This window comes from Kribbella sp. NBC_00482, assembly GCF_036013725.1.
Taxonomy (GTDB): Bacteria; Actinomycetota; Actinomycetes; order Propionibacteriales; family Kribbellaceae; genus Kribbella.
In genome coordinates this window covers 8,048,624-8,066,656 of sequence record NZ_CP107881.1, presented here as the reverse complement: position 1 = coordinate 8,066,656, position 18,033 = coordinate 8,048,624, and the positions used below count along the sequence as shown (strand labels likewise).

The 18,033-nt window shown below is 67.8% G+C and carries 15 protein-coding genes; 7 read left to right on the top strand and 8 right to left on the bottom strand.

Going from position 1 to position 18,033, the window contains the following annotated elements; all coding sequences use genetic code 11:
* Positions 1-4: 4 nt before the first annotated feature.
* Positions 5-1,087, bottom strand: a complete 1,083-nt coding sequence (locus OHB24_RS38805; protein ID WP_327635938.1) for a substrate-binding domain-containing protein — start codon at positions 1,085-1,087, stop codon at positions 5-7.
* Positions 1,088-1,200: 113 nt separating this feature from the next.
* Between OHB24_RS38805 and OHB24_RS38800 the strand changes: the two genes are divergently transcribed.
* The 4 genes from OHB24_RS38800 to OHB24_RS38785 all read left to right on the top strand — a co-directional run bounded on the left by OHB24_RS38800 (position 1,201) and on the right by OHB24_RS38785 (position 4,414).
* Positions 1,201-2,253 carry a LacI family DNA-binding transcriptional regulator gene (locus OHB24_RS38800; protein WP_327635937.1) on the top strand — a complete coding sequence of 351 codons (1,053 nt, stop codon included), beginning with the start codon at positions 1,201-1,203 and terminating at the stop codon, positions 2,251-2,253.
* A gap of 79 nt (positions 2,254-2,332) precedes the next feature.
* Entirely contained in the window at positions 2,333-2,608 is a 276-nt protein-coding gene (locus tag OHB24_RS38795) for a twin-arginine translocation signal domain-containing protein (protein WP_327635936.1), read from the top strand.
* 49 nt (positions 2,609-2,657) lie between these two features.
* Entirely contained in the window at positions 2,658-4,034 is a 1,377-nt protein-coding gene (locus tag OHB24_RS38790; protein ID WP_327635935.1) for a DUF4331 domain-containing protein, read from the top strand.
* The gene (locus tag OHB24_RS38785; protein ID WP_327635934.1) at positions 4,031-4,414 is read left to right on the top strand and encodes a hypothetical protein; all 384 of its coding nucleotides are present in this window, start codon (positions 4,031-4,033) and stop codon (positions 4,412-4,414) included. The genes OHB24_RS38790 and OHB24_RS38785 overlap by 4 nt, the downstream gene beginning before the upstream one ends.
* Here OHB24_RS38785 and OHB24_RS38780 read toward each other — a convergent pair.
* From OHB24_RS38780 to OHB24_RS38750, 7 genes are all read right to left on the bottom strand, one after another.
* Positions 4,382-5,392 carry an L-idonate 5-dehydrogenase gene (locus tag OHB24_RS38780; protein WP_327635933.1) on the bottom strand — a complete coding sequence of 337 codons (1,011 nt, stop codon included), beginning with the start codon at positions 5,390-5,392 and terminating at the stop codon, positions 4,382-4,384. The genes OHB24_RS38785 and OHB24_RS38780 overlap by 33 nt on opposite strands.
* A gap of 9 nt (positions 5,393-5,401) precedes the next feature.
* Positions 5,402-6,769 carry an MFS transporter gene (locus OHB24_RS38775; protein ID WP_327635932.1) on the bottom strand — a complete coding sequence of 456 codons (1,368 nt, stop codon included), beginning with the start codon at positions 6,767-6,769 and terminating at the stop codon, positions 5,402-5,404.
* A 19-nt stretch (positions 6,770-6,788) separates the two neighbouring features.
* Complete coding sequence (locus tag OHB24_RS38770) at positions 6,789-8,258, bottom strand: mannitol dehydrogenase family protein (protein ID WP_327635931.1); 1,470 nt, start codon at positions 8,256-8,258, stop codon at positions 6,789-6,791.
* Positions 8,255-9,472 (bottom strand): D-mannonate dehydratase ManD, encoded by a 1,218-nt coding sequence (gene manD / locus OHB24_RS38765; RefSeq protein WP_327635930.1) that lies wholly within the window; start codon positions 9,470-9,472, stop codon positions 8,255-8,257. The genes OHB24_RS38770 and manD overlap by 4 nt, the downstream gene beginning before the upstream one ends.
* 10 nt (positions 9,473-9,482) lie before the next feature.
* Complete coding sequence (locus tag OHB24_RS38760) at positions 9,483-10,421, bottom strand: 2-hydroxyacid dehydrogenase (RefSeq protein WP_327635929.1); 939 nt, start codon at positions 10,419-10,421, stop codon at positions 9,483-9,485.
* Positions 10,418-11,452 carry a LacI family DNA-binding transcriptional regulator gene (locus OHB24_RS38755; protein ID WP_327635928.1) on the bottom strand — a complete coding sequence of 345 codons (1,035 nt, stop codon included), beginning with the start codon at positions 11,450-11,452 and terminating at the stop codon, positions 10,418-10,420. The genes OHB24_RS38760 and OHB24_RS38755 overlap by 4 nt, the downstream gene beginning before the upstream one ends.
* Positions 11,453-11,524: 72 nt before the next feature.
* On the bottom strand, positions 11,525-14,956 hold the full coding sequence (locus OHB24_RS38750; RefSeq protein ID WP_327635927.1) for a discoidin domain-containing protein: 3,432 nt from the start codon (positions 14,954-14,956) through the stop codon (positions 11,525-11,527).
* A gap of 102 nt (positions 14,957-15,058) precedes the next feature.
* Here OHB24_RS38750 and OHB24_RS38745 point away from each other — a divergent pair, with 102 nt between their 5' ends.
* The 3 genes from OHB24_RS38745 (at position 15,059) to OHB24_RS38735 (ending at position 18,002) form a co-directional block, all read left to right on the top strand.
* Positions 15,059-16,060: a hydroxyacid dehydrogenase gene (locus OHB24_RS38745; RefSeq protein WP_327635926.1), complete on the top strand. Its 1,002-nt coding sequence runs from the start codon at positions 15,059-15,061 to the stop codon at positions 16,058-16,060.
* Positions 16,061-16,164: 104 nt separating this feature from the next.
* Positions 16,165-17,085, top strand: coding sequence for an ABC transporter permease (locus OHB24_RS38740; RefSeq protein ID WP_327635925.1), 921 nt, complete (start codon positions 16,165-16,167; stop codon positions 17,083-17,085).
* On the top strand, positions 17,082-18,002 hold the full coding sequence (locus OHB24_RS38735) for a carbohydrate ABC transporter permease (RefSeq protein WP_327635924.1): 921 nt from the start codon (positions 17,082-17,084) through the stop codon (positions 18,000-18,002). The genes OHB24_RS38740 and OHB24_RS38735 overlap by 4 nt, the downstream gene beginning before the upstream one ends.
* Positions 18,003-18,033: the final 31 nt, after the last annotated feature.

Here is an 18,033-nt window from a genome sequence, read left to right as displayed (position 1 = left end):
GCGGTCATCCCCAGCACAACGTTCCGCCCTTGGCGGTGTCGATGCTGGTCACGCCGGCGATGGTCTTGTCGGTGACGAGGGCGACGCCGGTGTCGAAGAAGTCGAGGCCGTCGGTGGTCTTCGGCTTCTCGCCGCCGCGGGCGATCTTGGCGATCGACTCGACGCCGAGTGCGGCCATCTTCAAGGGGTACTGCTGCGAGGTCGCGCCGATGACGCCGTCCTTCACGGACTTCACGCCGGCACAGCCGCCGTCGACCGAGACCACGAGTACGCCGGAGGTCTTCCCGGCGGCCTTGAGCGCGTTGTACGCGCCGACCGCGGCCGGCTCGTTGATGGTGTAGACGACGTTGATGTTCGAGTTCTTGGTCAGGCAGTTCTCCATCGCGGACCGCCCGCCGTCCTCGGCGCCCTGAGTGGGTTCGTTGCAGACGATCGTGTAGTTGCCGCCGCCGTAGGTTCCCGTCTTCGCCTCGTCGCCGTTCTTCTTGGCGTCCTTGGTGTCGATGCCGAGGCCGGTGAGGAAGCCCTGGTCGCGGTTGTAGTCGACGGAGACGACCTTGTCGTTGAACAGGTCGAGCAGGGCGATGGTCGCCGGTTTGCCGGCGAGTTGCTTGCCGGTCCACTGGCCGATGAGCTTGCCGGCCTCGAAGTTGTCGGTGGCGAAGGTGATGTCGACGGTGTCCGCCGGATCCGGCGGGGTGTCCAGCGCGATCACGTACAGGCCGGCGTCGCGGGCCTTCTTGATCGCGCTGTTGACGCCCGGACCGTTGGGCGTGATCAGGATGCCTTTCTGGCCTTGGGCGATTGCGTTCTCGATCGCCTGGACCTGGCCCTGCTCGTCACCGTCGGCCTTCCCGGAGGCGACGGTCAGGTCGACGTTGTTCTTCGTGGCTTCCTCCTTGGCGCCCTTCTGCATGGCGACGAAGAAGGGGTTGCTGGAGTCCTTGGTGATCAGCGAGACACCGATCTTGTCGGTCGACGAGGCGGCGCCGCCGTTGTCGGATCCGCCGCAGGCCGCCAGCGCCAGTAGCCCTGTGAGTGCGGCCGCGGCGACGCCGAGGCGTGCGGTTCGGGTGCTGAGGTGCATGAGTGGGTTCCTCCCTGGTGCAGCACAAAGTTTGTTCTTACGTCAACGTTGACGTACCGAGAGGACCACCGAAGAAGCTTGTGGTCAAGGGCTCAATCGGAAATACTGCGATCGTGACGACAACGTTGACGCAGTCCGGTGGCGACCAGGATCGACCCGCCCGGTCCACCATGAAGGACGTCGCTCAGTTGGCCGGAGTCAGCGTCAAGACGGTCTCGCGGGTGGTGAACGGCGAGCCGGGGGCCTCTGTCGAGGTCCGTGAGCGCGTGCTGCAGGCAGCGGACAGGCTGGACTATCGGCACAACCTCGGCGCCAGCACCTTGCGGCGGAAGGACGCGCGGTCGGGCATCGTCGGCGCACTGCTGCAAGACCTCGGCAACAGTTTCTCCGCTGGTCTCCTGCGGGCGCTGGAGGACTCCCTGCGCGAGTCGGGCCTGTCCGTCCTGGCGGCGAGCCTGGACGAGGAGCCGGACCGGGAGCGTGGAATGGTCGCGGACCTGGTCGCGCGCCGCGCCGACGGGCTAGTGCTGATGCCGGCCTCGCATCGCCACGAGTACCTGATCAGCGAGCAGCGCGTCGGACTGCCGCTGGTGTTCGTCGACCGTAAACCGCACGGTGTGGACTGCGACTCGGTGACTGTCGACAACCGTCGCGGCGCCGCGATGGCAACCGCTCATTTGATCGCCGGCGGACATCGCCGCATCGCGATGCTCAGCGACCTGGAGGAGATCGAGACCGCACAGGAGCGGATCGCGGGCTACCGCTCAGCCCTCGAGGAGGCGAGCCTCGACTTCGATCCGGCGCTTCTGGTTCCCAGCGTCCGTGGGGAGCAGGAGGCGTCGACTGTCGTCACGAACCTTCTCGCCCTGCCGGATCCGCCGACCGCATTCGTCACCGGCCGCAACATCCTGACCGTCGGCGCGGTCCGCGCCCTCCGGTCCGCAGGCCTGTCACACCAGGTCGCACTGGTCGGCTTCGACGACTTCCCGATGGCCGACCTGGTCGAGCCGGCACTGACCGTCATCAGGCAAGACGTCCAACGCATCGGAACCGAGGTCGGCCGCATCCTGCTCGAACGTCTCGCCGGCGACAGAAGCGCCCCGAAACACCTCGTCCTCGCCCCCTCCCTCATCTGCCGCGGAAGCGGCGAGATCGCCCGGGGTTAACCGGCCACATCTGCTGGTGTCTCTGCTCCGAATGCCCTTCGGGCGCTCGATGTGCCCGACGGCAGAGGGAGGAGCAGTCATGGAACACGCAACACGCCGGGGTTTCCTGGTGGTGGCGGGTGCGGGTACGGCGGCCGCGGTCGGGGCGGTCGCGGTGCCGAAGGTCTTCGGTGACCGGTCGACGGAGGCCGCGAACGCGCCGTTGACGGCGGCGGACCTGGGGGATGCGGAGTCGTTCGTCGTCCACGTGAAGGACGTACGTGCGGGCCGGATGGCGATTCTGGTCGGTGATCGCGAGGTGCTGGTGACGGACCGCGAGCTCGCCGCGCGGATCGCCGGTGTGACGACCGGCTGACCACCGCCTGACCGCCCGAGTTCGCTTCTTTCAGTGGAGGAAACCTGTCATGTCTTCGCACCGTGAGGCGCCCGAGATCTCGAAGGACCCGGTCGCCGACAACACCGACGTCTACGCTTTCGTCAGTCCTGACAAGCCGGACACCGTCACCTTGATCGCCAATTTCATCCCGTTCCAGAACCCGTTCGGCGGCCCGAACTTCTACGAGTTCGGCGACGACGTGCTCTACCAGATCCACATCTCGAACACCGGGACGGGCAAGGCGGACATCTCGTACCAGTTCCGGTTCCGGGCCGAGATCCGTAACAAGAAGACCTTCCTGTACAACACCGGGCCGATCACCTCGATCAAGGACCCGGCGTGGAACCGGCCGCAGTACTACTCGGTCACCCGGGTGGATCACGGCCGGTCCCGGGTGCTGGCCCGCAACCTGGCCGCGCCGCCGGTCAACGTCGGGATCCGCAGTACGCCGAACTACGCCAAGCTCGCCCGCCAGGCGATCCACACCATCGGCACGAACCGCAAGGTGTTCGCGGGCCAGCGCGCGGACGGGTTCTTCGCCGACCTCGGCAGCATCTTCGACCTCGGCACGCTGCGCCCGTTCCAGATGGCGCACCTGATCCCGTCCGCCGCGGCGATGGGCGTCAACGGGCTGCAGGGCTCCAACGTGCACACGATCGCGCTGCAGGTGCCGATCAGGGACCTCACCCGCGACGGCAGGAGGCCGACCGACGTGATGGACCCGAAGTCGGTCATCGGCGTCTACGCTTCGGCGAGCCGCCAGTCGTCCAAGATTCTCGACGACGTGCGCGGGATCCCGGTCTGGCACGGCCCGCACAAGCAGGTGTCGCGGCTGGGCAACCCGTTGTTCAACGAGGTCATCGTGCCGATGGCCGACAAGGACAGGTGGAACGTGCTGCCTCCGCACGGGGACAAGCGGTTCGCCGGGTACGTGACGAAGCCCGAGCTGGCCGGGTTGCTGCCGGTCCTGTACCCGGGCGTGTTCCCCAACCTCGCGGCGTACAAGAAGCCCCGGGCCGACCTGGCGGCGATCCTGCTGACCGGGATCCCGAAGGGCGTCGTACCCGGGTTCCAGAACTACACCGGCCCGGTCCAGGCGGACCTGTTGCGACTCAACGTCGCCGTACCGCCGTCGAAGTCGCCGGACCCGCTCGGCCTGGTGGCCGGCGATGCGGCCGGGTTCCCGAACGGGCGCCGGGTGTTCGACGACGTGGTCACTGTCGAGCTGCGGGCGGTCGCCGGGCTCACGATTCCGCTGGTGGATCTGTCGTTCAAGCCGGACGCCGCGACGGGCGCGATCAAGGACGGTACGTCGAACACGAACGCCGACTATCTGACCTGGTTCCCGTATCTGGGCACGCCGGCAGGCGGGTCGCAGTCCAAGCCCGGAAGGCCGGCCGCATGAGTGCGAACCAGGTGGAGAATCCGCATGCCGGCAAGGGATCGTCGGTGTTACTGGACATCGGCGGTGACGTCGGGGCGCTCGTCGTGGAGATGCCTGCCGCGCTCGAGGGGGAGGAGATCGAGCTGCGCGGCCTGCACCACCACGCCGGACATGGACATGGGCACGGGCATGGACATGGGTTGCCTCATGTCGCAGTGGTCCCGCGGACTTCGCCGGATGGGCAGATCATCCATTCGGCGGTGTTCTTCGAAGTAACGCAGGGCAGCTACGAGCTGTACGTTCGCCCGTCGGGAGAGGTGCAGTTGACCGTCGAAGTCACAGGTGGCGCAGTCACCCACGCGACGTGGTCAGGGCCAGAGGGTCAGGAGGACCTTGCCTGAGAGGTCGGAGCTGGCGGCCGTGGCGAAGGCTTCTACTGCCTGGTCTGCCGGGTATTCGTGGGTGATTACCTGGTCGAAGGTCGGGTTTGTGGTGAGGAGTTCGATCGCCTCGTCGATCTCGTTGCTGAAGCGCAGCGTGCCGCGGAGTTGGAGTTCGCGGGAGACGAGGGGAGCGAGGTTCACGCCGCGCGGTTCGTCGGCGGGGATTCCGACGAGTACAACGGTGCCCGCGCGGCGGGTCGCGGTGAGCGCGGCGCTGATCGCGGCCGGTACGGCGGTGCACTCGAGGACCACGTCGAAGTACCCCGCCGGGATCTCATCCGTACCGACCTGGAGGGCGCCGTGTACTCCGAGGTCCCGGGCCCGTTGCAGCGGGCCCGGGAGCACGTCGGTCGTCACCACTTCGGCCGCGCCTGCGGACAGCGCGGCCGACGCCGTGAGCAGGCCGATCGCGCCTGAGCCGGAGACGAGCACCCGCTTGTCCTTGACGCCGTCGGCGATGGCGATGGCATGCAGAGCGACGGCCAGCGGCTCGGCCAGAGCGGCACGGCGAAGGGGCAGTGCCGCCGGCAGGGTCCGGACCATGTGTTTGCCGACGACAACGAATTCGCTCATGCCGCCCTGGGTGTGCGGCCAGGTGGAGGCGCTGCCGAGATAAGCGCCGTTCGGCCACAGGTGCGGGCGGTCCTCGATCCCCGGCTCCGGCGTTCCGAAGGTGGCCGGGTGGATGGTGACCGGCGTTCCGGGGGCCAGGTCTCCGGAAGGATCGAGGTCGACGGTGCCCGACAGTTCGTGACCGGGCACGAGCGGCTCGCGGACGACGTACGAGCCGTTCGCGCCCTCGTGGTAGTAGTGCAGGTCGGATCCGCAGATCCCGCCGTACGCCATCCGGAGGCGAACCTGGCCGGCCTGCGGCTCCGGGGTCGGCAGCTCGGTCTCGACGAGGTCGAGCTTGCTCCGGATGACGATCGCCTTCATGGTTCTCCTTCAGGCCGTGGCAGTTGCGGGCGAGGTAGCGGGCTGCAGATCCTGTACGCGGTCGGTGGCGTTCTCCGGCGCGAGCAGGTCGCGGTCCCGGGTCTCCGGCGCGAACAGTGCGGCGCCGAAGGTGATGGCCATCGCGAGGGTCATGTAGACCGCGACCGGCACCCAGGAGTCGAAAGCGTTCATCAGCGCGACCGCGATCAGCGGTGCGAAGCCGCCACCGAGTACGGCGGCGAACTCGCGGCCGAGCGTGACACCGGCGTACCGGTAGCGGCTGCCGAAGAGCTCCGGGAAGTAGCTCATCGTCACCGCCACGCCGCCCTGGCAGGCGAACACGAAGCCGACGATCATGGCCAGGTAGATGACCGTGAGGTTTCCGGTGCTCAGGGCAACGAAAGTCGGGAACGGCAGGAGCAGCAGCAGCCCGGCGATGCACAGGAACACGGACCGCCGCCCGAACAGGTCGGACAGGTAGCCGAGCACAACCGCGCCGAGGCCACCGAAGATCGCTCCCACCAGCAGGATCTCCGGCACGGTCTGCGCGTCGATCTTCACGGTTCCCTTGAGGTAGGAGGCCATGAACACCTGATAGGTGTACGACTGCACACTTAGTCCGACGGTCATCAAGGTGACCAGGGCTACCGCCTTCTTGCCGTTCCGGAACACCTCGCGAACCGGCGCGGCAGCGGCCGCGCGCTCGGCCTTGATCTCCGAGAACACCGGCGTCTCCTTGAGCTTCCGCCGCAGGATGTACGCCGCGATCGTGACGAACGCACTGCTCAGGAACACCAGCCGCCAGCCCCACGACATCAACTGGTCGTCCGGGAGCAGCTGCACCAACGCCCACGCCCCGGCGCCGAGCGCCGTACCCGCCGCCGCGCCCGACATGATCAACGCCGCGAGCCGTCCGCGCTTCCCGCGCACAGCCGTCTCGGTCAGCAGGGTCGCGCCGCCGGACTGCTCGGCGCCGGCGCCGAAGCCCTGCAGGAAGCGGCTCAGCACGAGCAGGATCGGCGCCCAGACGCCCACCGACTCGTACGTCGGCAGCACGCCGATCGCCATCGTCGAGAAGCCCATCAGGGTCAAGGTGGCCACCAGGATCCACTTGCGCCCGAGGCGATCGCCGTACCGCGAGAAGAAGAGCCCGCCGAGCGGACGGGCGCAGAAGCCGACCGCGTAGGCGCTGAAGCTGGCGAGCAGGCCGGCCGTCGCGGAGATGTTGGGGAAGAACAGATGGCTGAAGACCAGCGCCGACGCGGTCCCGTAGATGACGAAGTCGTACTGCTCGAGAGCGGTGCCGATCAGGCCCGCGAGCGCGGCCCGGCGGACCTCCTGCCGGGACGGTTCGGGGGAGGAGGGGTTCGGTTCCATGGCGGATTCCTTCGGGGTCTCAGGCCGCGGGGGAGGCGTGCGGCCGGGACGATCGGGAGCGTGCGGCCTCACGGGCCGCGGCGCGGACGCCGTCACGGGTGATGACGGCGACGTAGTCGCTGACGCGCCGGGCAAAGTCATTGCTCTCGGCAAGTTCTGTGGCGAACACCTGGCCGATCGCCGACCGGACCAGGTCCTCGGTACTGCGGGAGTGCGCCGCGAGCGCCCCGAGCCGCTCGCGGGCCGGGTCGACCATGGCCCGCGCATGCGGACCGGGATCGAACCCGGACAGGGGTACGACGCAACACAGCCACGCGGCGCACGTCAGCGCGAGGTGCTCCGGCACGACGCCCTCACGGAGGAGCTGGATGGCCGGCGCGGGGATGCGCTGCGGCAGCTTGACGGATCCGTCGCTGCCGACCTGCTGGGTCCGGTGACCGAGCGCGTCGTTGGACCACCGCTCGAACAGTGAGGCGATGTACGCGTCGATGTCGAAGTCACGCGGCAGCGCGACCGTCGGCAGATACTCGTCCTCGAGGACGGCACGTGCCGCGGACTCGATGAAGCCGGTGGCGCGCGCCTCGGGGATGGTCGCGTGCCCGTCGAGCGCACCGAGGTACGCGATCAGCGAGTGTGTGCCGTTGAGCAGCCGGAGCTTCAGGAGCTCGTAGGCCTCGACCTCGTCGGAGAACACCGCGCCGCCGCGTTCCCACGCCGGTCGCCCGGCGGCGAAGCGGTCCTCCATCACCCACATCGTGAACGGCTCGGCCGGCACAGGGCTGAGGTCGTGCACACCCAGCAGTTCGTACGCCGCCGCACGGTAGGCATCCGTTGTCGCGGGGACGATGCGGTCGACCATCGAGTTCGGGAAGGCGACGTTCTCGGCGACCCAGTCCTCGGCCTTGCTGCCTTGGAGGAATTCGAGGACGAGGCTGCGGGTCTGCGTCCCGTTCGACTGCATGTTGTCGCAGTTCAGGACGGTGATCGGAGCACCGTGCGTCTCGGCCCGGCGTTCGAGCGCCCGCGCGATCTGCCCGATGACAGTGCGTGGGGTCGTGCCGGAAAGGTCCGCCACGATGCCGGGATGCTCCAGTGCGAGCCGGTGCGTGCTCGGGTCCATGCAGTAACCGTGTTCGGTCACTGTCATCGAGACGATGCGGGTGTCCTCGGCCGCGATGGCGTCGACGACCGCCGCGGGGTTGTCAGCGGCAACGATCGCGCCGGTGTGGACACCCGGCACGCTGATCGACGAACCACCGGGCGACAGCTCGAGCACCGAGTAGAGACCGTCCTGGCTGTTCATCGCGTCCGCGACAGTCGCCGAGCGGCTCGCGACGCCGAGGATGCCCCACCCGTCGCCGGCCTGTGCGGTGTAGACGGCTTGGTGGGCCCGATGGAAGTTCCCGAGTCCGAGATGCACGATGCCCGTGCCGGTCGGCCGGGCGGTCAGTAGGTGCCTGGAAACCGAGGCGCGGTTCAAGGCGCTCACCAGTCGGTCACTGAGCCGTCGAGGCGGCGCGCGACGGGCAGGTAGGCGGGTTCGTACGGGAACTTCGCGGCCAGCGTCTCGTCGACCTCGACACCGAGGCCGGGTGCCTCACCCGGGTGCAGGTAGCCGTCGCTGAACGACCAGGAGTGCGGGAACACCTCGTGCGCAAGGGCGTCGTACCCCATGTACTCCTGGATGCCGAAGTTGTGCGTCGACAACCCGAGGTGGACGCTCGCGCCGAACGACACCGGCGAGACGTCGGACGGCCCGTGCGGCGCCGCCTTCACCTGGTACACGGCGGCGAGCGCGAAGATCGAGCGCAGATGGCTGATCCCGCCGGCATGCGCGACCGCGACCCGGATGTAGTCGATCAGCTGCCCGGTGATCAGGTCCTTGCAGTCGTAGATCGAGTTGAAGACCTCGCCGATCGCGAGCGGCGTGGTCGTGTGCTGCCGAACCAGACGCAGGGCGTCCTGGTTCTCCGCCGGGGTGACGTCCTCGAGCCAGAACAGGTCCGCGGGTTCGAGTGCCTTGCCGAGCCGAGCGGCCTGCTGCGGCGTGAGCCGGTGATGCGCGTCGTGCAGCAAAGCGAGCTCAGGGCCGACGTGCTCCCTCACCTTTGTCAGAACGGTGGGAACGTGGCGCAGATAGGCATCTGTGTCCCACGACTCGACCACCGGAGCGGCACCACGCTTCGCCGGCTCGTAGCCAGCGGCTTCGCGATGAACGCCGTACACAGTCTCCAGACCTGGTACGCCGGATTGCGCGCGGACCGCCCGGAATCCGTCCTCACGGCGCGCGTCGACCTCGTCGAGCAGTGCGGGAAGCTCCCAGGCCGAGGCGTGCGTGTAGGCGAGGACGCGGTCGCGGACCGCACCGCCGAGCAGTTGGTAGACCGGCATCCCGGCGGCCTTGCCCTTGATGTCCCAGAGGGCGAGGTCGACCGCGCTGATCGCGGCCATCGTGATCGGCCCGCGGCGCCAGTACGCGCCGCGGTAGAGGTACTGCCAGGTGTCCTCGATCCGCGCCGGGTCGATTCCGGTGAGCAACGGTACGACGTGGTCGCGCAGGTAGCTCGCGACGGCGAGCTCACGGCCGTTGACGGTGGCGTCGCCGTACCCGACGAGGCCGTCGGCGGTCTGCAGTTTGAGGGTGACGTAGTTGCGGCCGGGGCTGGTGAGGATGACCTCGGCGGCGATGATGCGATCGGTCATATCGGTGCCTTCAGGGTTGGACGAGATTGCGCAGTTCGTTGCCCTCGGCAAGGGCGATGAGATTGGCGGCGATGTCGTGGATGCGGCCGCGGAACGTCTGCTGGGTGATCCCGGACAGGTGCGGTGTAAGCAGGACGTTGTCCAGCTCCCCGAACGGCGCTCCGGCCGGTTGGGCGTGGTCGCCGCTGGACGGGTACGTGTACCAGACGTCGAGGGCGGCGCCGCGGATCGTGTGGTTGCGGAGAGCGTCGTACAACGCCTGTTCCTGGACGAGCGGGCCGCGGGCGACGTTGACGAGTAAGCCGTCGGCGCCGAGCTTGTTCAGCTCGTCGGCGCCGATGATGCCGCGGGTGGTTTCGGTCAGCGGCGCGGAGACGACGACTACATCTGACTCCTCCAGTAGCCGGGGGAGCTGAGTCGTGTCACCGGCCCAGCTAAGGCCATCGGCCTTTCCACTGGCGGTCACGGCGTGGGCTTGGGCACCGAAGGACTGCAGGACCCGCCAGGTGGCTTGGCCGATGTGGCCGAAGCCGAGGAAGCCGACCTTCGCGCTCGACAGCGTCTGGGGTTGGGGGAGTGCCGCGTCGTACACGGGCGAGCGCCAGCGATTCTGGCGAAGGGCGGCGTCGGCTTGGGGAAGCTCTCGGCGCAACGCGATCAGGGCCCAGACGATGTACTCGGCGATCGAGTCTTCGTGGTGATAGGTGTTCGCGACCGGTACGCCGGTTGCCTGGACGCGGTCGGTGCCGGCTCCGGCCACCTGCACGAGCCGAAGGCCCGGAGCGGCGTCCGCCATTTCCTGGGTGAACGCCGGACCCACCAGGACGTCGGCGGTCTTCAACGCGTCGAGGAGGTCGTCCGGGCGCCAGACCAGTTCGTCCTGAGGCACCAGGGCCTCGAGTTCGGCGCGGAGAGGAAGCAGGTTGGGATCGGTGATGACGACTCTCATGCGTCGCTCCGTTCGCGGCGCGCGGGCGTCCATCCGGCCACCGGGCCGGTGCTCTGGCGGACGACCAGCTGGGTCGGCAGGGTGACGGCTCGCGGCTCGGCCGGCGTCTGACCGGGCTCCGCGGTCAGTTGCTGGTGGAGCATGTCGATGCTCATCACACCGGCCCGCGACATCGGGACCTGGATGCTGGTCAGCGTCGGTCGGCCGACCTCCGCGAGCGGGGTGTCGTCGATGCCGATGACACTCAGGTCGCCGGGCACCTCGACACCGAGCGTGGCCGCGCCGGCGATGATGCCCAGTGCCATCAGGTCGTTGTGAGCGATCACCGCGGTGGCGCCGGAGGCTACGACGCTGGCCGCCGCGGCCTGGCCGCCGGCCACCGTCTCCGCCTGCCAGCCAAGGACTTCCAGTTCGATGTCGGTCTGGTCGGCCAGCTGCCGGATCGCTTCCACCCGGGTCTGGTTCGACCAGGACAGCGGTGAACCCTGGGCGTAGGCGACGTGCTCGTGACCGAGGACGCGCAGGTACTCCAGCGCCTGGCGCAGACCGTCGGCGGCGTCCGGTACGACGCTGCTCGTCTCGTCGCTCGTCCGGTTCACCAGGACGAGCGGGGTGTCACCGCACAGCTCGACGATGTCGTGGGCTGGCAGCCGGGGCGAGCAGACGACGAACCCGTCGACCCGCTCGTGCAGTTCGCCGATGATCTCCCGCTCGCGGTCCGGGCTGCCGTCGGTGTCGGTCAGTACGACAGTCTGGCGGCGGTTCCACCCGTGCGCCTGCGCGGCCTTCACGAAGCTCGCCCACACCGGGTTGCCGATGTCCGGGACGATCATCGCGACGGTGGCCGAGCGGGTCGGCAGCCCCGACCGCGAGCGGCGGCCGGCCGAGGCGACGTACCCGATCTCCTCCGCGGCGTCGATGATCCGGCGCAGGGTGTCGCGGCCGATCCGGTCCGGGTCGCTGAATGCCCGGGACGCGGTCGACAACGACACACCTGCGCGCTGCGCGACGTCGGTCAGGGTGGGATTCACAGCTCGCTCCAGAGGTTGCGCCAAGGTTTCGCCAAGATTGCGGCAAGTTGCGCAACTCTGTCAAGAGCTGGTTCAGCTGTCCAGGAACTGGACCTCCGCGAGGTTGGTGAAGCCGCCGTGCGAGTCGGCGACCCGGATCATCGGGTACGACGCCTGCGTGGCCAGCGTGAACGCGTACCACTGGTTGCCGTCGGTGATGCCGTTGATCGTGGCCAGCGTGGTCCAGGTGGCGCCGCCGTCGCTCGAGCCCTGGACGAGGTCGCCGTTGGCTCGGGCGGGGAAGTTGCTGCGCGGGCGGACCCGGACGGCGTCGAACGTGAGGTTCGTGCCGGCCGGGGGAGTGACGGTGACCCATCCGTTGCCGGAGGTGGTGTCGGTGAAGGTGTTGAGGTCTCCGTCGAACATCCGCCAGCCGTTGGCCTCTGGGGTGCCCACGCCGGGGAAGGCCGGACTGGAAGCGACCACCCAGCCTTGCTGGACTTCCACGGTTCGGACGTGGGTGTTCCAGAGTTCGAGAGCGGTGCCGTCGGTGGTGTCGATGATCGTTGCCCCAGCCTGGCCGCTCGCGGTCGTGTAGTCGACGGTGAAGCGCAGCGGGCGACCGTAGCCGATGTCGTCGCGCAGCTTGATCGTCGCGGTCCAGTGCAAGCCGTCCTGGCTTGTGGCCTGAGCTTCGCTCCCTTCGATCGAGGCGTCGACCTGGGTCAGCGGTTCGGTGGCCGTCATCGTCAGCGTGACGGTGTCGCCGTTCTGCGCGCGCTTCGGGTCGCTGCCGTCGGAGGCGATCGACACCGAGTTGATCGCCGTACTCATCTCCTGCCGCTGCCCGTCGACGCGGAACTCGCTGAAGCTCGAAAGGCCCGGGTACGCCGGATCCGTGGGTACGCCGGGATGGTCGACCTGGATCTTGAGGAACCGGAAGCTGCGGCCCAGGACGTCGTCGCGGACCGGGATCCGCTCGAGTGCGAAGCCTTCATCGGAGGTGTCCGTGGTCTCGCGCGACGTGAGCAAGGTCCACGTCCGGCCGTCGTTCGACCCGTAAACGTTCGCGCCCTGGGTGCGGTTGCCGAAGTTGTACCGCGCCTGCAGCCCGAACGCCTCGGCCGTGACACGGAAGCCGGCGCCGACGTCGATGATCGCCGGAGCGGTCAGGTCACCGGAGGTGGTGTTGAAGTCCCCGTCGAGCATGTTGCCCAGGGCAACCTGGGACAGCGACGCCGAGGTCGCGCGACCCCAGTAGTCGAACGAGCCGTCGTCCGGCATCGTCGGTGTCAGTTTCTCGAGGCGACCGACCGCGGTCTGCAACGCGACGAGATCCGCGGCGAAGGTCGCCGGGTGGGCGGTTGCGAGGTCTGCCTCAGCAGTCGCTTTCGCCGCGTCGATGGCGGAGCGGGTGGCCCGGACGTACGTCGTACCGGCGTCGTAGCCCGCGAGAGCTGCGGTCACGGCGTCCTGACGGGTCGCGCTGACGGTCAACCGCACACGGAGTACGGCGTCTGTGGCCGGGTCGGATGCGACGACGAAGGTGTTGTGGTCACCGACCTGGCTTGCGGTCGGCGTCCAGGTCAGCACGCCTGTTCCCTGGTCGAGCGATGCGCCTGCCGGAAAGTTGGCTCCCGAGCTGTAGGAGACTGCATCGGCTGCCGAGAGCGTTGTGGACAAGGATTCGCCGGCGATCGCGAGCAGTCTCACGTCCGAACCCTGCGTGAACTGCGGAGGCGTGAGCTGAGTCTTCGCCTGAAGGTTGATCGCGTCGACGTCGACGGTGACCGCGGGCGATCCGACGACCGTGTAGTAGGCGAGAGTCTCGCCGCCGGCACTACCGCGGAGCTTGCTCGTGTCCATGTCGTAGGTGACGTACCGCCAGGCGCCGTGCGTGTTCGGAAGCGTCAGCGTCCGGTACGGCGCGAGCCCCTGCTCCTTCCTGATCTGCAAGGTCGCCGTGCCGTTCGTGCGGATCAGTACGCCGACCGGGCTGTAGCCGTTGCGGTTGTCGTACAGCAACGTCCGTACGGCGATCGTCGTACCAGCGGACTGGGCCCGCATCCGGACGAACCCGCTGCCCACCGACGTGCCGGGAGTGAGGGGAGTGGTTCGCGTCTCCGCCTGCACGAGGGCGTCGCGCTGGACCGGCGGCGCCGATCCGGCAGCGGAGGCGGGGAAGGACAGCCAGGAATCCGGATTGAAGTCCGGGTTGCTGTTCCAGAAGTTGTACGGCGACGTTCCCCAGTAGAACTGCGCGCCGGCGTCCTGGGTCGTGGCCAGCTCGGTGATGCTCGGGGCGATCCTGGAGATCGCCGGGCCGAGCCTGTTCTTGTAGATCGTGTAGAGCTCGTTGGTCGGGTCGAAGATCCGGCCGCGATACGCCTGGGACAGCACGCCGCCGCGCTGGGTGGTGTCGATCCACGGGACCGTCTTGCCCATCATGAACGCGAAGAACTGTTCGGAGCCACGCAGCAATCGGTCGCCGCCGAACGCGTAGACCGAGACCGCGTCCCTCCGCGTCGACACGGTGCCGCGGACCGGGTCCAGCTTGGTGCCCTGGATGTCGATGACGCGGGCGAGCTGCGTCAGCATCGTGACGTCGTCCCACGCGTGAGCCTGGTCGCGTCCCATCTCCTGCAACTGGACGAACGTCTTGCGGTACGGGTTCCGCGGGTCGTTCTTCGCGATCACCGGCATGACCTTGCTGAGCGCGCCGTTGGTGTCGTCGTCAGGGTTGGTGGAGTTCACCGAGAACCACTCGACCGCCTCGCGGTAGCGCGGGAGGTTGTCGGTGAAGACGTAGCCGGCGATCGCGCCGATGAGCGAGTAGCTGTGCTGATTCATGAAGTTGCGGTTGCGGTACAGGAACGTCTGCGTGAGCGGCACGATCAGGTTGCTGGTGAGATCCGCGGTGTCGCTGTCGTTCCAGCCGAGGTCGTAGCCGTCCTCGGCCGGTGCAGTGACGGTCGAGTAGCGCACGATCTCCGCGGCCGCGAGCATCCGCATCAGCGGCGCGCCGCTGTGGATGTGCGCGTCGGGGTAGTAGACGTACCCGGCGGGGTCCATGTGGGCCCAGATCCGGATCAGCTTGAGACTGTTCTCGCGGTAGACCGGGTCGCCGGTGATGAAGTACAGGATCGACTGGGTGTAGGCCCGGAAGGCGTCGTCGATGAACCTCGACTGGATGCCCTGGGAGTTGAAGGCGCTGCTCGCCGGCCGGTCGAGGACGGTGCCCTGGTTCTTGGAGCTGAAGGTCCGGGAGGCGTACGCCGTGGCGCTCATCGCGGCGTAGTACGACGCCCACGGCTCGACGCCGGCGCGGACCTGCTTGCGAGTGAGTTCGAGGGACGAGGCGCTCACGGCCAGTCCCGGATGGACGAAGCCGGCGCTCGACGTGACTGGGGTCAGCTGTGGCAACGCGGTCACCGCCGAGGGCGTGGCGGCGACTGGTGCGACTCCGACGACTGCGAGGAGCACGGCCACTAGGGCGGTCAGGACGGTCGATCTCAGAACAGCCATCTGGACACTTTCCAGTGTTGTGCCAGTGCTGTGCCATGTTGTGGCCGCCTCCGAAAATTTTGATCCCCTGATAGTTAACGTTTTCTATGCCAGCCTGACGGCATGTCTCCCGTACCCGAAAAACTGCCGGCGCTCGTCGCCATGTCCGCCGAGCACTGGCCGCAGCTGTTCCCGCCGGACGTCCGCCGACGGCTGGAGCAGTTCGCGCTCGTCGAACCGGCCGATCCCGTCGACCGGTTCGACGATCCGCGCGTCCTGGATCGCCTGGCCGAGGTGGAAGTTCTGATCACCGGGTGGGGCTGCCCGGTCATCGATCGCCACCTCCTGGAGGCGGCCCCGAAGCTGCGAGCGGTGCTGCACGCCGCGGGGAGCGTGAAGGGCCACGTCAGCCGCGAGGTCTGGGACCGCGGCATCGTCGTCTCGTCGGCGGCAGCGGCGAACGGCGTACCGGTCGCAGAGTTCACGCTCGGCGCGATCCTGATGGCCGGCAAAGGCGCCTTCGACCTGCGGGAGCGGTATCGCCGCGAGCGGACCTTCGAGCTCGGCTACATCCACTCGGACATCGGGAACAACGGTCGTACCGTCGGGCTGATCGGCGCCTCGCGGATCGGCCGGCAGGTGCTGGAGCTGCTGCGGCCGTTCGGGTTCCGGGTCCAGGTGTACGACCCGTACGCCGGGAATCTCGACGTACCGACGGTCGATCTCGGGACGCTGCTGAGTACGAGCGACATCGTCAGTGTGCATGCCCCGTTGACCGCGGAAACCCATCATTTGCTCGGGCGATCGGAGCTTGCCCTGCTGCGGGACGGGGCGACGCTGATCAACACGGCGCGCGGGCAAGTGATCGACACCGACGCGCTGATCGCGGAGCTGGTCACCGGGCGGATCACGGCGGTGCTCGACGTCACGGAGCCCGAACCGCTGCCGTCCGGATCGCCGCTGTTCATGCTTCCGAACGCGTTCGTCACGCCGCATATCGCCGGCTCGCACGGCAACGAACTCGCACGTCTCGGCCTGTGCGTCGCGGACGAACTGCGGCGGTTCGCGGCCGGTGAGCCGCTCCGCTTCGGGGTCGGCGTCGCCGACCTGGAACACGCCGCCTGATTGCAAAAGGCGACGATTGCTACGCCTTGACACGTCTGAAAGCCAGCGCTACCTTCACGGCAGATGGAAAGCGCTTTCTAGATCCTGGTGAAGGAGCCGCTCCCATGAGTACTCGAACCTCCGTGCGCTCCAGCCTGTGGCTGGGATTGCTGGCGGTCCCCGCTGTCGCGTTCTTCCTCGTGTTCAGCTACGCGCCGATGGCCGGCCTGCTGGTGGCGTTCAAGGAGTTCGACATCAGCAAGGGCCTCTTCGGCAGCCCGTGGAACGGCCTGGACAACTTCCGCTACTTCTTCGCCTCCGGCGACGCGCAGCGGATCCTGCTCAACACGATCGTGCTGAACGTGTTGTTCCTCGCCGCGACGCTGGCCGCCGGCGTGACGCTGGCGATCATGCTGAACGAGATCCGCGGCCGCTTCTTCAAGCGAGCAGCCCAATCGACGATCTTCTTCCCGTACTTCGTCTCGCCGGTCGTCATCGCGATCATGCTCCAGGTGCTGCTGTCCGGGCCGGCGGGAGACGGAGGCGTCGTCAACGACGCGCTGGCCGGCTTCGGGTTGCCGACGGTCAGCTGGTACACGGAGCCTGGGCCGTGGCCGTGGATCCTGACCTTCGTCAAGATCTGGCAGCTGGGCGGCTACATGAGCGTCATCTTCCTGGCCGCGATCACCTCGATCCCCGAAGACGTGTATGAGGCGGGCCAGATCGACGGTGCGAGCCGGGCGCAGATGGCGCTCCGGATCACCCTGCCGTTGCTGAAGCCGACGGCCGCGGTCCTGCTGGTGCTCGGCGTCGGCCGGATCTTCTACGGAGACTTCGGCACGATCTACGCGATCGTCGGCGACAACGGCACGCTCTTCCCGACGACCGATGTGATCGACACCTACGTGTTCCGCTCCCTGCGCCAGATCGGTGACTTCGGCACCACCGCGGCGATCGGCCTGTTCCAGTCGGTGGTCGGTTTCGTCCTGGTGTCGACCGCGGTGCTGATCCAGCGCCGGTACTCGAAGGAGACGAGTCTGCTGTGACCACCCTGACCTCGAGCCTGGCCAAGGCCACCGGCCGGACAGCGGCCAAGCGGCGCACCGGTGGCTGGGAACCGTTCACCGTCGTCAGCGTCATCGGTGTCGCGCTGTTCATGCTGATCTGCCTGATTCCCTTCTGGGTGATCCTGTCCGGCTCGTTCACCGACGAGCAGACCTTGGCAGGCAAGGGATACAGCCTCATCCCGCAGCCGTTCTCAACCGCGGCGTACAAACTGATCTTCACCGGGCCGACGCTGGTCAGCGCGTACGTCGCCAGCATCTTCATCACTGTCGTCGGTACGGTGCTGGCGCTGAGCATCACGTCCGGGCTGAGCTGGGTGATCGCGCGGCGACTGCCCTACGTCAGCCGGCCGTTGGCGATCTTCGCCTACATCCCGATGTTGTTCGCCGGCGGTCTCGTTCCGCTGTACCTGCTGGTCACGCAGTACCTCAAGCTGCAGAACAGCTACTTCGCGGTGATCCTGCCGTTGCTGGTGGCACCGTTCCTGGTCTTCATCCAGGTCTCGGCGTTCCGCCAGCTGCCGGAGGAGATCCTCGACTCGGCCCGGGTCGACGGCGCGGGGGAGATGCAGATCTTCTTCCGGATCGGACTGCCGTTGTCCAAGCCGATCCTGGCCGTCGTCGGCCTGTTCTACGCGGTCCACTACTGGAACGAGTGGTTCACCGCGCTGTTGTTCATGTCGGACGTCCACAAGTACCCGCTACCGCTGCTGCTGCAGAACCTGATCTCGAACGTCTCGTTCTCGCAGATGCTGCCGACAGCAGCAGCTCAGTCGACGCCGGTCTACCAGCTCCGGCTCGCCCTCACGGTCGTCACCATCGGCCCGATCCTGCTCGCGTACCCGTTCGCGCAGCGCTACTTCGTCAAAGGGATCACCTTGGGAGCCACCAAAGGCTGACGGTCTCCCACCATTTCTTCAGGAAACTTCA

Coding starts and splice junctions, on each gene's coding strand:
- OHB24_RS38785 (WP_327635934.1), top strand. CDS start 4,031: ATGAGTGCGAACCAGGTGGAGAATCCGCATGCCGGCAAGGGATCGTCG.
- OHB24_RS38795 (WP_327635936.1), top strand. CDS start 2,333: ATGGAACACGCAACACGCCGGGGTTTCCTGGTGGTGGCGGGTGCGGGT.
- OHB24_RS38780 (WP_327635933.1), bottom strand. CDS start 5,392: ATGAAGGCGATCGTCATCCGGAGCAAGCTCGACCTCGTCGAGACCGAG.
- OHB24_RS38745 (WP_327635926.1), top strand. CDS start 15,059: ATGTCTCCCGTACCCGAAAAACTGCCGGCGCTCGTCGCCATGTCCGCC.
- OHB24_RS38775 (WP_327635932.1), bottom strand. CDS start 6,769: ATGGAACCGAACCCCTCCTCCCCCGAACCGTCCCGGCAGGAGGTCCGC.
- OHB24_RS38750 (WP_327635927.1), bottom strand. CDS start 14,956: ATGGCTGTTCTGAGATCGACCGTCCTGACCGCCCTAGTGGCCGTGCTC.
- OHB24_RS38805 (WP_327635938.1), bottom strand. CDS start 1,087: ATGCACCTCAGCACCCGAACCGCACGCCTCGGCGTCGCCGCGGCCGCA.
- manD (WP_327635930.1), bottom strand. CDS start 9,472: ATGACCGATCGCATCATCGCCGCCGAGGTCATCCTCACCAGCCCCGGC.
- OHB24_RS38760 (WP_327635929.1), bottom strand. CDS start 10,421: ATGAGAGTCGTCATCACCGATCCCAACCTGCTTCCTCTCCGCGCCGAA.
- OHB24_RS38740 (WP_327635925.1), top strand. CDS start 16,165: ATGAGTACTCGAACCTCCGTGCGCTCCAGCCTGTGGCTGGGATTGCTG.
- OHB24_RS38790 (WP_327635935.1), top strand. CDS start 2,658: ATGTCTTCGCACCGTGAGGCGCCCGAGATCTCGAAGGACCCGGTCGCC.